General features: G+C 67.3%; 13 protein-coding genes and 1 pseudogene. 6 read left to right on the top strand and 8 right to left on the bottom strand.

The window, feature by feature from the left end:
• Positions 1 to 276 (top strand): integrase core domain-containing protein (locus BM436_RS35125; RefSeq protein WP_143133494.1); only part of this gene is annotated, 276 nt, incomplete at its 5' end.
• 200 nt (positions 277 to 476) lie between these two features.
• Here BM436_RS35125 and BM436_RS35130 read toward each other — a convergent pair.
• The 8 genes from BM436_RS35130 to BM436_RS35160 all read right to left on the bottom strand — a co-directional run bounded on the left by BM436_RS35130 (position 477) and on the right by BM436_RS35160 (position 7,966).
• The gene (locus BM436_RS35130; RefSeq protein WP_093561574.1) at positions 477 to 1,088 is read right to left on the bottom strand and encodes a M15 family metallopeptidase; all 612 of its coding nucleotides are present in this window, start codon (positions 1,086 to 1,088) and stop codon (positions 477 to 479) included.
• The gene (locus BM436_RS38405) at positions 1,088 to 1,219 is read right to left on the bottom strand and encodes a hypothetical protein (protein WP_259741458.1); all 132 of its coding nucleotides are present in this window, start codon (positions 1,217 to 1,219) and stop codon (positions 1,088 to 1,090) included. Before BM436_RS38405 ends, BM436_RS35130 begins: the two co-directional genes overlap by 1 nt.
• 11 nt (positions 1,220 to 1,230) lie before the next feature.
• A complete protein-coding gene (locus tag BM436_RS35135) occupies positions 1,231 to 2,082 on the bottom strand; it encodes an N-acetylmuramoyl-L-alanine amidase (RefSeq protein WP_093561575.1) in 852 nt (283 codons plus the stop codon).
• Between the two features lie 14 nt (positions 2,083 to 2,096).
• A complete protein-coding gene (locus BM436_RS35140; RefSeq protein ID WP_093561576.1) occupies positions 2,097 to 3,014 on the bottom strand; it encodes an N-acetylglucosamine kinase in 918 nt (305 codons plus the stop codon).
• A 225-nt stretch (positions 3,015 to 3,239) separates the two neighbouring features.
• On the bottom strand, positions 3,240 to 4,904 hold the full coding sequence (locus tag BM436_RS35145; protein WP_093561577.1) for a glycoside hydrolase family 10-like protein: 1,665 nt from the start codon (positions 4,902 to 4,904) through the stop codon (positions 3,240 to 3,242).
• Positions 4,905 to 4,938: 34 nt separating this feature from the next.
• Complete coding sequence (locus BM436_RS35150; RefSeq protein ID WP_093561578.1) at positions 4,939 to 6,207, bottom strand: MFS transporter; 1,269 nt, start codon at positions 6,205 to 6,207, stop codon at positions 4,939 to 4,941.
• Between the two features lie 34 nt (positions 6,208 to 6,241).
• The gene (locus tag BM436_RS35155) at positions 6,242 to 7,123 is read right to left on the bottom strand and encodes an N-acetylmuramic acid 6-phosphate etherase (RefSeq protein ID WP_093561585.1); all 882 of its coding nucleotides are present in this window, start codon (positions 7,121 to 7,123) and stop codon (positions 6,242 to 6,244) included.
• Positions 7,124 to 7,222: 99 nt separating this feature from the next.
• The gene (locus tag BM436_RS35160; RefSeq protein ID WP_093561579.1) at positions 7,223 to 7,966 is read right to left on the bottom strand and encodes a GntR family transcriptional regulator; all 744 of its coding nucleotides are present in this window, start codon (positions 7,964 to 7,966) and stop codon (positions 7,223 to 7,225) included.
• A gap of 180 nt (positions 7,967 to 8,146) precedes the next feature.
• Here BM436_RS35160 and BM436_RS35165 point away from each other — a divergent pair, with 180 nt between their 5' ends.
• From BM436_RS35165 to BM436_RS35185, 5 genes and pseudogenes are all read left to right on the top strand, one after another.
• Positions 8,147 to 9,457, top strand: a complete 1,311-nt coding sequence (locus tag BM436_RS35165) for a serine hydrolase domain-containing protein (RefSeq protein WP_093561580.1) — start codon at positions 8,147 to 8,149, stop codon at positions 9,455 to 9,457.
• Positions 9,458 to 9,529: 72 nt separating this feature from the next.
• Positions 9,530 to 10,819: pseudogene (locus BM436_RS35170) on the top strand (D-amino acid dehydrogenase); the annotation flags it as partial.
• A 70-nt stretch (positions 10,820 to 10,889) separates the two neighbouring features.
• Entirely contained in the window at positions 10,890 to 11,168 is a 279-nt protein-coding gene (locus BM436_RS35175) for a hypothetical protein (RefSeq protein WP_143133495.1), read from the top strand.
• The gene (locus BM436_RS35180) at positions 11,159 to 11,578 is read left to right on the top strand and encodes a PIN domain-containing protein (protein ID WP_093561583.1); all 420 of its coding nucleotides are present in this window, start codon (positions 11,159 to 11,161) and stop codon (positions 11,576 to 11,578) included. Before BM436_RS35175 ends, BM436_RS35180 begins: the two co-directional genes overlap by 10 nt.
• A 163-nt stretch (positions 11,579 to 11,741) precedes the next feature.
• Positions 11,742 to 12,158 carry a YchJ family protein gene (locus BM436_RS35185; RefSeq protein ID WP_093561584.1) on the top strand — a complete coding sequence of 139 codons (417 nt, stop codon included), beginning with the start codon at positions 11,742 to 11,744 and terminating at the stop codon, positions 12,156 to 12,158.
• The last annotated feature ends 181 nt before the right edge of the window (positions 12,159 to 12,339 follow it).

A 12,339-nucleotide genomic window follows, 5' to 3' on the forward strand; every position in this document is an offset into this window, starting at 1 on the left:
GTCGAGCACCGCCTGGCGCCGCCGCGTCATCCACAAACCAATGGCATGGTGGAGCGGTTTAATGGCCGGATTAACGAACTGCTGCGGCAGACTCGTTTCGATAGCAGGGCCGATCTGGAGACGACTTTGCTGAACTACCTCAAGCTCTACAACCACCATATTCCACAACGCGCCATCGGCACCAGGACACCGATCCAAGCGCTCAAGGAATGGCAGCGGCAGAAGCCCGAATTATTCGTTAAACGTGTTTATGATCAAACGGGACTCGACACTTAGCCAAGATCCTATCGTTGCCAGCGTTCTTTTGTTGTAAACCCTATTTTCTGAAAATATGGATGACCCAGACGGATAAGATCCCTCCTAAGTCGCGTGGCAAAATTGCGCTGATCCCAGCGCGAAGGTAACCGGTATTCGCGGCGATCAGTGTGTTCATCAACGCAATTCATACGAGCTGGCCTTACAGCTTAAGTGCAAGGCTAGAGTACTCGCGTATAGCTCTGCCGTACCAGCACACGGTCGCCGCAATCGAAGTGCCACCATTCGCTGTTGATGCCGACGAAGCCGGCCTGGAACATGGCGCCGCGCAGCAGTTGGCGATTGGCGATGTGCGCCGTCGTGAGCTCGCCCCGGGCCAGCATCTCGCCTTCCAGCGCGGGGTGGGAACGCTCGGTGAGGTCGTCGAAGCCGGTGCCCATGTCCAGTTCACGGCCGTCGGCGTCGAGGATGGTGATGTCGAGCGCCATGCCGAAGGAATGGATGGAGCCGCGGCCAGGCTCGGCCAGGTAGCCCAGCAGGTCCGTGCCCTGCAGCGCGGCCCACAGCTGCTCCTGCACGCGCTGGGGACGCAAGGCGTCCAGCACCAGCAGCTTGTAACCTGGATTGCGCTCGGCCAGCCACGCCACGGCCCGCTCCAGCGCGGCGGCGGCGTCGCGGTGCAGCCAGGCGCAGTCCAGCGGCGAATACAGGTCGCGCCCGACGAAGTTGTCCGGCGTGGCGTAGCGCAGGTCCACGCCTATGCCGGCGATGCCGCCCAGGTGGCGGTAGTCCGCATGGCCGGGCACGTCCTCGATGCGGACCGTATTGCCCATCAGTGCCCCCGGTCCAGACAGGCGCGGGCGGCGGCGCATGTGCTGTCGACAGGTTGCCGCGCGCCGTGCGACAAGGGCGCGTGGCCGGCCGCCATGATGGCGTGGAACACTTCGATATGGCGCAGCGGCATCGCCGGCTCCGCTACTGCACCGTGACCGGGACCGGGACCGGCGCAGGGGACGGCTGGGGCGCGGGTGGCGACGCGGGCCGGGTCAGCACGTCCAGGATGGCGGCGGTTTCCGCGTCCGGCTCGCCGTCGTATTTGGACTGGCGGTACTTGGACTGGAACACGAACAGCACGTTGCGCGTGGCCTCGTCCAGCACGCCGGTCTGCGGCACGGCGTAGCCGTGCTCGGCCAGCTTTTTCTGGAACCAGAACATGTCCGGCAGTTGCACGTCGAATAGCGAGCGCTGGGCCATCACCTGGCCCGCGTCGGGCCACGGGATCAGGCCGGCGTCGGCCAGCTGGCGCCACGGGAACCTGGGACCGGGGTCCTGCTTGCGCTGGGGCGCGATGTCGGCGTGGCCGAGGATGTTTTGCGGCGGGACCTGGTGGCGGGCGGCGATCTGCTTGAGCAGCGGTATCAGCTGGTCCATCTGCGCCTGCTTGAAGGGCGCGTAGACGCGGCCCTGCGGCGTGTCCGTGTAGCCCGCGTTGACGATCTCGATGCCGATCGAGGCCGGATTCAGGTTGGAGAAGTTCTTCCAGCTGCTCACGCCGGCGTGGTGCGACATGCGGTTCTCGTCGACCAGCGCGTAGAACTTGGGCTCGTCGGTGTCGGTCAGCAGGTAGTGGGCGCTGACTTCCTGCTCGGTGAGGATCTTGATCGAACGCTGCAGGTCCGCCACCGTGTAGTGCAGGATGATGAACTTGACCCGGCTGCTCTGGCCGCGCGCGGTGAGGCTGGTGTCCAGGTGCGGGGGCGGCGGCGTGGCGCAGCCGGCCAGCAGGGTCGCGAGGATGGCGAGGGTGGCGAGCGGGAATTTCTTCAAAACGGGATCTCCGGTCAGTGCTTGGGTTGCGCGGCCATGCGGGCGGCGGCGAAATGGGGCTGGGCCGTTTTGCGGCGCAGCGTCAGCTCAGGCGGAAGCGTAGCACGCATTGTCTCGGCGATCAGCGGATGCAGCTCGGCGGCGCGCCCGGCCAGCGCCACGGGCCGCGCGCCGAAACGGGACACCAGCGCCAGCGCCAGGCGGGCCAGTTCGCGCCCGGCCTGCTGCAGGATGGTGCGGGCGGCCTGGTCGTCGCGCGCGCTGGCGGCCACGGCCAGCGCCAGCTTGCCCACTTCGCCGCGCTCGCGGCCGTAGATGAACTGGCGCGAATGGGACCAGTCGCTGCCGCCCACGTGGTCGAACACGGCGCGCGCCATCGGCGAGTCCCGCCACGCGCCGGGCTCCTCGTCCTCGCGGCGCCAGATGCGGCGCATCGCCTCGCGGGCGATCCAGAAGCCGCCGCCGCCGTCGTCCAGGGTCACGCCGCGTCCGCCCGCGCGGTGGAATACGCCGGCCTCGTCGATGTAGGCCGCGATGGAGCCGGTACCGGCGTAGACCAGGTAGCCTTCGCCGGGCTGGAAGCTGTCCAGGTAGGCGATTTCGATGTCGTTGGAGACCGTCACGGCGGTCGGGGCGATGCCCAGCAGTTCGGCCAGCCATTGCGCCAGCAGTTCGCTTTCGCCGCCGAAGCCGGTCAGTCCGGCGCACACGCGCAGCGGTTTGCCGCTGGCGAGCACGTCCTGCGCGAGGGCGGCGAAGGTGTCGCGCACGGCGTCGCGGCCGGCGGGGGTGGCCATTTGCAGGGCGGACAGGCCGGCCACGCTGCCCTCTGCGGCGACACGCCCGGCGGCGTCGGCCAGCGCCCAGCGGGTTTGCGTGCCGCCGGCGTCGATGCCCAGGCCCAGTGTTGTTTCGGAGGTGGTTTTACCCATAGCTGTCTAGTGTAAAACGGATTGGGGCTTATTTAAATGAAACATTGAGTTGTGGCGAGCTGCCACGTACGGCGCGGCCGCGTTCTCCGTGCAAGCGTATGGGCGAGGCCGCGGGTGCGGTACCTGGCTTGCTGCGCAAACCAGGCACTTGCCAAGCCGACGGCGCGCTCCCTGCCACAGATGGGGCGAGGCCGCGGGTGCGGCGGGGCGCCGGCTCGCTGCGTTCTACAGCTGGGCGGCGACGCGCTCGCTTTCGTTGCCGAGGCGGTCGACCGCGCTGACCACCACGGCGCCGGCCTGCACGCCGTTCTCGTCCGACAGCGTGTAGTCGCCGCGCGCCGCCGAGGCCAGGCTGAAGCGCCATTCCTCGCCGTAGCGCGCCCAGATCGCGTATTGGGTGGCGCTCTTGCCCGCGCTCAGTTTCAGGTCCAGCCCGGCCGGGCCGCGGCGGGCGCCCACTTTCGGCGCGGCGGGGGCCTCGGAACCCAGCCAGGGCGTTGCGGGGATCAGCGCGGCGCTGGTGTAGCTGGAAGCCTTCAGCTGGTCGCTGATGCCCTTGCGGTTCTGCATCAGCGCGGCGATGCTGAAATGGACGTGTCCAACGCTGTTCAAACCCGGACCCTGCCGGCTGCGCGTGACGCCGATCTGCTTGACGATCTCTTCCGCGTCGAAGGACTTGGCGCTGTTGTCGATGCGGCTGGTGTACAGCCCCGGCCACACGTGGCGGCCGCGCGTGTTTTCGCGCAGCCAGTAGTCGAGCAGCACGTCGAACGCCTGCGGCTGCTGGGCGATGGGCCAGTACAGCTGCGGCGCCAGGTAGTCCAGCCAGCCGTTCTTCAGCCACAGCTCGGCGTCCGCGTACAGCTTGTCGTACTGGCTGAAGCCGAGGATGCCGGGCGGGCGGCGGTCCGGGCGGCCGATGCCGAAGGGACTGATGCCCACCCTCACCCAGCTCTTTTCGCGGCGGATGCCGGTGTACATCGCCTCGATCAGCTGGTTGACGTTCTGGCGGCGCCAGGAGGCGCGGTCCAGCTTGCCGCCGCCCAGCAGGTAGCGCTGCCAGGACGGCTGGTCCGGGAACTCCAGTTCGGGCCGGGCCGCCGACGGCGTGCCTTCCAGCGCGGCCGTTTCGGCGCCGCTGGCGCCCGGCGCCTCGATGGGGTAGGGATAGAAATAGTCGTCGATGTGGACACCGTCGATGTCATAGCGGCGCACCACGTCCAGGATCACGTCCAGCGTGTGCCTGGACGCGTCGGCCTCGCCCGGGTCCATCCACTGGTAGCGGCCGTAGGTCTTCACCGTCTGCGGCTTGGTCTGCGAGATATGGTCGCGCGACGGGGCGGACTTGGCGGTGGCGTGGCGCGCGCGGTAGGGGTTGAACCAGGCGTGCAGCTCCAGGCCGCGCGCGTGGGCCTGGTCGATCCAGAACTTGAGCGGGTCGTACATGGGCGACGGCGCCCTGCCCTGCTGGCCGGTGAGGTATTCGGTCCAGGGTTCCAGCTCGGACGGGTAGATCGCGTCCGCGCTGGGCCGCACCTGCAGCACGATGGCGTTCAGGTTCAGCGCCCGCGCGCGGTCCAGGATGGCGACGGCCTCGGCCTGCTGTTTGGCCACCGGCAGGTTGGCGCGGCTGGGCCAGTCGATATTGGCGACGGTGGACACCCAGGCGGCGCGGAATTCGCGCGGCGCGGGCGGCGGCACGGGGCCGGTCGTGGCCGCCGGCCCCGGACCCGGGGCCGGCTTGGGCCTGGGCCCGTCCACCGGTCCCGGCGTGGTGCCGGCTGGCGTCAGCGGGACCGTGGGAGTGCTGGAGCAGGCCGCCAGCACGGTGGCCAGCGCGGCCGCGGCGCCGGCGGTCAGGGTAAGCCGCTTTTTCTGATTCAAAACCATACCTCGATTCAATTGGAGCGCCCGTATTGTAGCGTCATCCCTCGCGTCCGAAAGCGGGATCCACTTTCAGCAGTGCGGTCATGGCGAAGGCGGGAATCGTGGCCAGGCAGACCCACAGGAAGAAGTGCTGGTAGCCCAGCATCTGCTGGATCCAGCCGCTGGCCATCTGGGGCAGCATCATGCCCAGCGCCATGAAGCCGGTGCAGATCGCGTAGTGGGCCGTCTTGTGCGGGCCGTCCGCCACCATGATCATGTACAGCATGTAGGAGGTGAAACCCAGGCCATAGCCGAATTGCTCGACGGCCATGGCCACCGAGATCAGGTAGATGTTCTGCGGCAGCGCCGTGGACAGGTAGACGAACACCAGGTCCGGGATGTGGATGGCGAACGCCATCGGCCACAGGCAGCGCTTGAGGCCGTAGCGCGAAATCAGGAAGCCGCCCAGCAGCCCGCCCAGGGTCAGCGCGCTGATGCCGATGGTGCCGTAGACCAGGCCCACCTGCGAGGTGGTCAGGCCCAGGCCGCCCTTGTCGGCGGGGTCGAGCAGGAAGGGCACGGCCAGCTTCAGCAGTTGCGCCTCGCCCAGGCGGAACAGCAGCAAATAGCCCAGCGTGACCAGGATGCCCTGCTTGCGGAAGAAGCTGGCGAAAGTGTCGAAGAACTCGCGGAACAGTCGGCGGCCGGCGGGCGCGCGCACGTCGGCCGCCGGCCTGGGCAGCATGAACTGGTGGTAGACGCACATCAGGATGAACAGCGCGGCCAGTACGAAGAACACCACGCTCCAGGCCAGCCTCGGGTCGCCGGTGCGTTCGCTGATCTGCCCGGCCAGGTAGACCAGGCCGCCCTGCCCCGAGATCATGGCCAGGCGGTAGAAGGTGCTGCGCACGCCGACGAACGCGGCCTGCTGCTGCTGGCGCAGGCCCAGCATGTAGAAGCCGTCGGCGGCGATGTCGTGCGTGGCGGAACTGAAGGCCAGCAGCCACAGCACGGCGAGGCTGACCTGGAAGAAGTCGGGCAGTTTGGTCGTCAGCGCGACCAGCGCCAGCGCGGCGCCTATCAGCAGCTGCAACAGCACGATCCAGACGCGCTTGGTGCCGAACAGCTCGACCACGGGCGACCACAGCGGCTTGATGACCCACGGCAGGTACAGCCAGGCCGTGTACAGCGCGATATCGGTGTTGGAAACGCCGGTGTTCTTGTACATCACCACCGTCAGCGTCATGACCACGACATAGGGTATGCCCTGGCCGAAATACAAGGTGGGGATCCACCACCAGGGACTACGTTGATGCGCTGCTTCCATTCCGTCCTTTGCGTCGTTGATGCCTGCCTTGATGCTATCCCGCCAGCGCCGCCCTCACGCTGCCCTGCGCCCGCGCCAGCGCGGCTTCCGCCTCGGCGGTGCTTTGCCCGTTGAGCAGCGCCACCACCGCGACCTTCACGTGGAAATCGCATTGTTCCAGCGTGGCGCGGGCGGTGGCCTCGTCCACGCCGGTGGCGTGCATCGTCAGGCGCACCGAGCGCTGCACCAGCTTGGCGTTGCTGGCCTTCAAGTCTACCATCAGGTTGCCGTACACCTTGTGCAAACGCACCATCAGCGCGCTGGAAATGGTGTTCAGCGCGATCTTCTGCGAAGTGCCGGCCTTCAGGCGGGTGCTGCCGGAGATCACCTCCTCGCCCGTGTCCAGCGTGACGCCGATCTCGGCCTCCCGCGCCACCGGCGCGTCCGTGTTGTTGGCGATGCCGATGGTCAGCGCGCCGGCCGCGCGCGCCGCGTGCAGCGCGCCCAACACATAGGGCGTGCCGCCGGACGCGGCCAGCAGGAACACCACGTCCCGGTCCTGTGGCTGGACGGCGCGCAGGTCGGCCGCGCCCTGCGCGCGGTCGTCCTCGGCGCCCTCGACCGCCTTGAACATGGCGCCCGCGCCGCCGGCCAGCAGCGCCACCGCGCGCTCGTGCGGCCAGGAGAAGGTGGGATAGAGTTCGACCGAGTCCAGCACGCCGAGGCGGCCGGAGGTGCCCGCGCCCACATAGATCAGGCGTCCCCCCGCCCGCATGCGCGGCACGGCCGCGGCGACGGCGGCGGCGATTTGCGGCGCGGCCCGGCGCACGGCCTCCACCGCCTCCAGCTGGTCGTCCAGGAAGGCGCCGACCAGTTCGTCGTCGGCGTATTGATCGAGCAGCGCGTGCCGCTGGCTGGGTGTCTCGGTTTTGAGCATCGTCATCTGTCTTTCAGGATACGATGAAACCAGTGTAGTACCAAATACGGGTCAAGCGTACGCGGCCACGGAAGCGCGATGCGCGGGCATGGCGCGGGCTTATCCGGGCGCGCGGCGCATCTCGGCGACGAAATCGTAATGGTCGCTGCGGCAATAGGAATGCGTCAGCTCCACCGCTTCGCCGGACTCCAGGTAGGCGATGCGGGTGATGAACAGCACGGCCTGGCCTTCCGGCACGTCCAGCTGGCGAGCCAGTTCGGCGGACGCGTTCATGGCGCGGATGTGCTGCAGCGCGCGCGCGGGCGCCTTGCCGGTCGATTCGAGGAAGGCGTACAACGAGTCGCCGATCGATTCCGGCCTCGGCACCACGCTCTGCGGCAGCACGCTGACCTCGTAGGCCATCACCACGTCGTCGGCCATGCGCAGGCGTTCCAGGCGCGCCACCTTGCTGTTGGGCGACAACGCCAGGCTCATCTGTTCATCGGCGCTGGCGCTGACGATGGCGCGCTTCAGCCAGCGCGAGCCGGGCGTGTAGCCGCGCTGCTGCAACTGCTCGGAGAAGCTGGTGAGATTGGACAGCGGCTGTTCGATGCGCGGCGCGATGTAGTTGCCGGAACCGCGGCGGCGCACCACCAGGCCCTGGTCGACCAACTGGTCGATGGCCTTGCGGGCGGTGACGCGTGAAACGTGCAGCAATTCGGACAGGGTGCGCTCCGATGGCAGCGCCTGGTCGACCTGGTAGCGGCCGTTGCGCACATCGTCGCTCAGTTTGCGCGCAATTTGCATGTACAGCGGCGAATTGTCTTGTGCGTCAGCTTGGAATTCAACGCTGGTGTGGCTCATACTCGATCTCCTCAGCCTCCAGTGTAATAGCGATGGCCGAATCGCGCTGGTTTTTAGTTGCAGGAAACTATACTGCCTATGCGTGACAACAGCTTATGGGCCGGCCGCGGGTTTTCATTGGCGCCCGCTGGCGCATGGCCCTATGCTGAATGGCATGACCGTACGGAACAAGGAAATCATATGGGATCTGGCATGCGCGCGGCGCTGGGATGGCTGCTGGCGGGCGGCGGCGGCGCGCCGGTGATGCCGGCGTCGGCGGCGGGCCCGTCCGCCATCGCGGCGCTGGACCGGGAACTGGCCGCCGTGGTCGAGGACGGGCGGCGTCCGCTGTCGGGCCTGTCGGTGCTGGCGATACGCGACGGCAAGGTCGTGTATGAGCGGCAATTCGGCCTGCGCCGCGTCGCCACCGCCGAGCCCGTGACGGCGGCCACCCTGTTCCGCATCGCGTCCATCTCCAAGATGGCGACCACGCTGGGCCTGATGCGCCTGGTGGAGGAAGGCAGGCTGGACCTGGACGCCGACGCCGGCCCTCACCTTGGCTTCCCGCTGCGCAATCCGCACTTCCCGCAACGGGCGGTCACCTTGCGCCATCTGCTCACGCACACCTCTTCGCTGCGCGACGACGCCGGCTACTTCTGGGGCGCGGACACCCGGCTGGCGGACGTGTTCGCCCCCGGCGGCGCCATGTGGGCGAGCGGCGCCGGTCCGGGCGGCTATTTCAGCTACAGCAACCTGAACTGGGGCGTGATCGGCACGCTCATGGAGCGGGTCACCGGCGAGCGCTTCGACCGCCTGATGAAGCGCTTGCTGCTGGCGCCGCTGGGCTTGCGCGGCGGCTACAACACCGCCGAATTCACCGCCGAGGAAGTGGCGAACACGGCGACGCTGTACCGCAAGCGCGGCACCGACACCGAGACCTGGGACCCGTCCGGCCCGTGGATCGCGCAGGCCGACGATTTCGGCGCGAAGCCGCCCGCCGCCCCGCCCGGCCTGGCGCGATACGCCGTCGGCGGCAACGGCACGCTGTTCAGTCCGACCGGCGGCCTGCGCATCTCGGCGGCGGACCTGGGCGGGATCATGCTGATGCTGATGAACAAGGGCGAGCACGAGGGCAAGCGCATCCTGAAGCCGGAGACCATCGCGCTGATGTTCAGCGAGCAATGGACGCACAAGGAAGGCAACGGCGACACGCTGCGCGGCCTGTACCACGGCTGGGGCCTGGGCGCCCAGCGCTTCATCGACACGCCGGGACGGGGCAACCGCCTGGTGCAAGGCGGCGGCTTCGGCGCCGCCGGCCACCTGGGTGAAGCGTATGGCCTGGTTTCCACGTTCGCAGTAGACTTGGACCGGCGCAACGGGCTGGTGTCGCTGATCGGCGGCCTCGGCACGGACCCGGAACTGTATCCCGGCCAGTACTCGGCGCTGGTGCGCAGCGAGGAGCTCATCCTTACGGCGCTGTACCGCCGCGCGGTGCTGGGCAGGGCCGACTGAGCCGCCGACTGAGCCGCCTACCGAGCCGCGTCACCGGGGTTCAGGGCCAGCCTTCAAACTTGGGAGCATCGCGATGACATGGTTCCGGGTATGCGCCGAAGGGCGGGGGAAATGAGCAATCAGCGGGTGCTCGTCATCGGCGGAGGCGTGGTCGGCCTGGCTTCCGCCTGGTGGCTGCTGGAGGCGGGCTACCGCGTGACGCTGCTGGAGCGCGCGGAGGCGGTGGGCACGGCGTCCAGCTACCGCAACGGCGGCCAGCTCAGCTACCGCTACGTGTCGCCGCTGGCGGACGCCGGCGTGCCGATGAAGGCGCTGCGCTGGCTGTTCCAGCAAGACGGTCCGCTGCGTTTCCGTCCCGAGGCGGACCTGCGCCAATGGCGCTGGCTGGCGCGCTTCCTGGCCAACTGCACCGGCGAGCAAAACCGCCGCACCACCGCCAAGCTGCTGGAGCTCGGTGAACTCAGCCGCAACGCGATGGCGCAGCTGGCACTGTCGCTGCCGCTGTCCGAATTCGCCTGGCGCGAATCGGGCAAGCTGGTGGTGTACCGCTCGCGCGCGGTGTTCGACGCCGCCGTGTCCCGCCCCGATGCCGAAGGCGGCCGGCGGGTGCTGTCGGCGGCCGAAACGGTGGCCATGGAACCGGCGCTGGCCGAACTGGGACCGGAACTGGCGGGCGCCATCCACAACGGCGGCGAGGCGGTGGCCGACTGCCACGCTTTCTGCCTGGCGCTGGAGCGGCGCCTGCGCGCGCATCCGCGCTTCGGCGGCGTGCTGCGCGCCGAGGTGCGGCACCTGCTCGCCCGGCATGGCCGGATTTCGGCGCTGCACACCAGCGAGGGCGCGATCGGGGCCGACCATTTCGTGCTGGCCGCCGGCATCCAGAGCAGGACCCTGGCCGCCGGCGCCGGCATCTACCTGCCGATGTACCCGCTCAAGGGCTACAGCCTGACCGCGCCCATCCGCGCGCAGGACCGCGCGCCGGAAATCAGCGTGACCGACTTCGAGCGCAAGGTGCTGTACGCGCGCATCGGCGACAAGCTGCGGGTGGCCGCCATGGTCGACATGGTGGGCGAGGACATCAGCCTGGACCCGGAGCGGATTGAAGGGCTGATGCGCCTGGCGCGCGCCGCCATGCCGTCCGCCGCCGACTACGGCAGGGTGGAGGCCTGGGCCGGCCTGCGTCCCGCCACGCCGAACAGCGCGCCCATCATCGGCGCCACGCGCTATCCCAACCTGTGGCTCAACGTCGGCCACGGCCCGCTGGGCTTCACCTTCGCCTGCGGCACCGCCGCCCTGCTGGCCGACCTGATGCGGGGCAAGTCGACGCCGTTCGCGATGGATGGGTTGACGCTGGCGGCTTAGCCGTTCGCAGAGTATATAGTCTGCGAACTGCGCTACACTAGGCTCAAAGTTTGCCGACTGGGAGTGTGTCATGGCGCATATAACCGTAACACTAAGCGATAGCGAAATGGCCCAGCTTTCCGCCATTGCAAAGGCGGGAAACATGGCGCCGGAAGAGGTGGTGACTGCCCATGTAAAAAGCTTGGTATTGAAAGTCAGCACCAATGCCCAAGCCACGCAGCTTGCCGATCCAGACCGGCAGCGAAGACTCGCCGTCGCGAGCAAGATATTGGGTCTTTGGAAGGACCGCACCGATATTCCCAAGGACGGGCTCGAATATCAGGAAGAGATGCGGGCCGAATGGCGTTAGCGCTCTTTGATACCAACATCATTATCGATGCGCTGAACAATCATCGGGAGGCCATTGAAGAGATGGCCAACTATCAGGATGCGGCGATCAGTGTGATTACCTGGATGGAGGCAGCCGCCAAGATGACACCGGCCGAGATGATGGAATTCGATCTACTTCTTGCTAACTATCCGATAGAAATTATCCATACGGACGACCTCATTGCGCGTGCCGCAGCGGCGATTCGTGGCGCCAGCCTTCAAAGACGTCCTTATATACCACTGCCTGACGCAATCATCGGTGCGACCGCCAACGTCACTGGACGCACTATAATCACGCGTAATCCGCGCGATTTCGGCGCGAGCCAAGTTCACGTGCCTTATACAATGCATAACGGAGTAATTGCGGATGTGCTCCCGCCCCCGCCATAAGTCTCTCGTGCTCGCGTCAGCCCAGCCCGTACGTCGCGTATTGTTAATTGCGCAATGGTCGTGACACGGCGGTCACGCCGGCAGGCGAAAACTGGCCACCGCTAAGGCGGGGCGGCCCGTTATGACGGATAATTGCGGGATTGTCCGCCGTCCCCCTGCCACGATGTCCAAGTCCAAATCCCCGGCCTGCCCCTGCGGTGGCCCGGCGCTTTCCTCCTGCTGCGGTCCCTATATAGACGGCGCGGCCCTGCCGGAAACCGCCGAAAAACTGATGCGTTCGCGCTACACTGCCTATACTTTGGGCAATGAGGCCTATCTGCAGGCGACCTGGCACGCCAGCACCCGCCCCGCCGAACCCGTCATCGGCCAGGAAGAAAAGTTGCAATGGCTGGGACTTGAGGTAAAATCTGCTTTACGTTTACGTAAACGTAAAGCAGAGAACGAGGATTTTGTTGAGTTTGTCGCAAGGTTTCGCGTGAACGGACGCGGCCAGCGCCTGCATGAAGTCAGCCGCTTTCTGCGCGAGCCCTCCCCCGAGGGGCCGCGCTGGTATTACGTAGACGGTACTTTCCCCGAATAGACAACACGCGCCGGAGACGGCGCGTTACAAAAAGAGGAACCCGAATGCCGAACATCGAAAGCAAACTGAATCCGCGCGGCGAGGACTTCAAGTCCAACGCGGCCGCCATGCAGGCCCTGGTCGACGACCTGCGCGACAAGGTCGCCAAGCTGGCCCAGGGCGGCGGCGAGGCCGCCAGCGC

This window comes from Pseudoduganella namucuonensis (assembly GCF_900116645.1).
Taxonomy (GTDB): domain Bacteria; phylum Pseudomonadota; class Gammaproteobacteria; order Burkholderiales; family Burkholderiaceae_D; genus Rugamonas; species Rugamonas namucuonensis.

What these genes read in the sequence shown, in the direction of transcription:
- BM436_RS35155 (WP_093561585.1), bottom strand. Translation starts at nt 7,123, where the DNA reads ATGCTCAAAACCGAGACACCCAGCCAGCGGCACGCGCTGCTCGATCAA.
- BM436_RS35175 (WP_143133495.1), top strand. Translation starts at nt 10,890, where the DNA reads ATGGCGCATATAACCGTAACACTAAGCGATAGCGAAATGGCCCAGCTT.
- BM436_RS35130 (WP_093561574.1), bottom strand. Translation starts at nt 1,088, where the DNA reads ATGGGCAATACGGTCCGCATCGAGGACGTGCCCGGCCATGCGGACTAC.
- BM436_RS35145 (WP_093561577.1), bottom strand. Translation starts at nt 4,904, where the DNA reads ATGGTTTTGAATCAGAAAAAGCGGCTTACCCTGACCGCCGGCGCCGCG.
- BM436_RS35165 (WP_093561580.1), top strand. Translation starts at nt 8,147, where the DNA reads ATGGGATCTGGCATGCGCGCGGCGCTGGGATGGCTGCTGGCGGGCGGC.
- BM436_RS35185 (WP_093561584.1), top strand. Translation starts at nt 11,742, where the DNA reads ATGTCCAAGTCCAAATCCCCGGCCTGCCCCTGCGGTGGCCCGGCGCTT.
- BM436_RS38405 (WP_259741458.1), bottom strand. Translation starts at nt 1,219, where the DNA reads ATGCCGCTGCGCCATATCGAAGTGTTCCACGCCATCATGGCGGCCGGC.
- BM436_RS35150 (WP_093561578.1), bottom strand. Translation starts at nt 6,207, where the DNA reads ATGGAAGCAGCGCATCAACGTAGTCCCTGGTGGTGGATCCCCACCTTG.
- BM436_RS35140 (WP_093561576.1), bottom strand. Translation starts at nt 3,014, where the DNA reads ATGGGTAAAACCACCTCCGAAACAACACTGGGCCTGGGCATCGACGCC.
- BM436_RS35180 (WP_093561583.1), top strand. Translation starts at nt 11,159, where the DNA reads ATGGCGTTAGCGCTCTTTGATACCAACATCATTATCGATGCGCTGAAC.
- BM436_RS35160 (WP_093561579.1), bottom strand. Translation starts at nt 7,966, where the DNA reads ATGAGCCACACCAGCGTTGAATTCCAAGCTGACGCACAAGACAATTCG.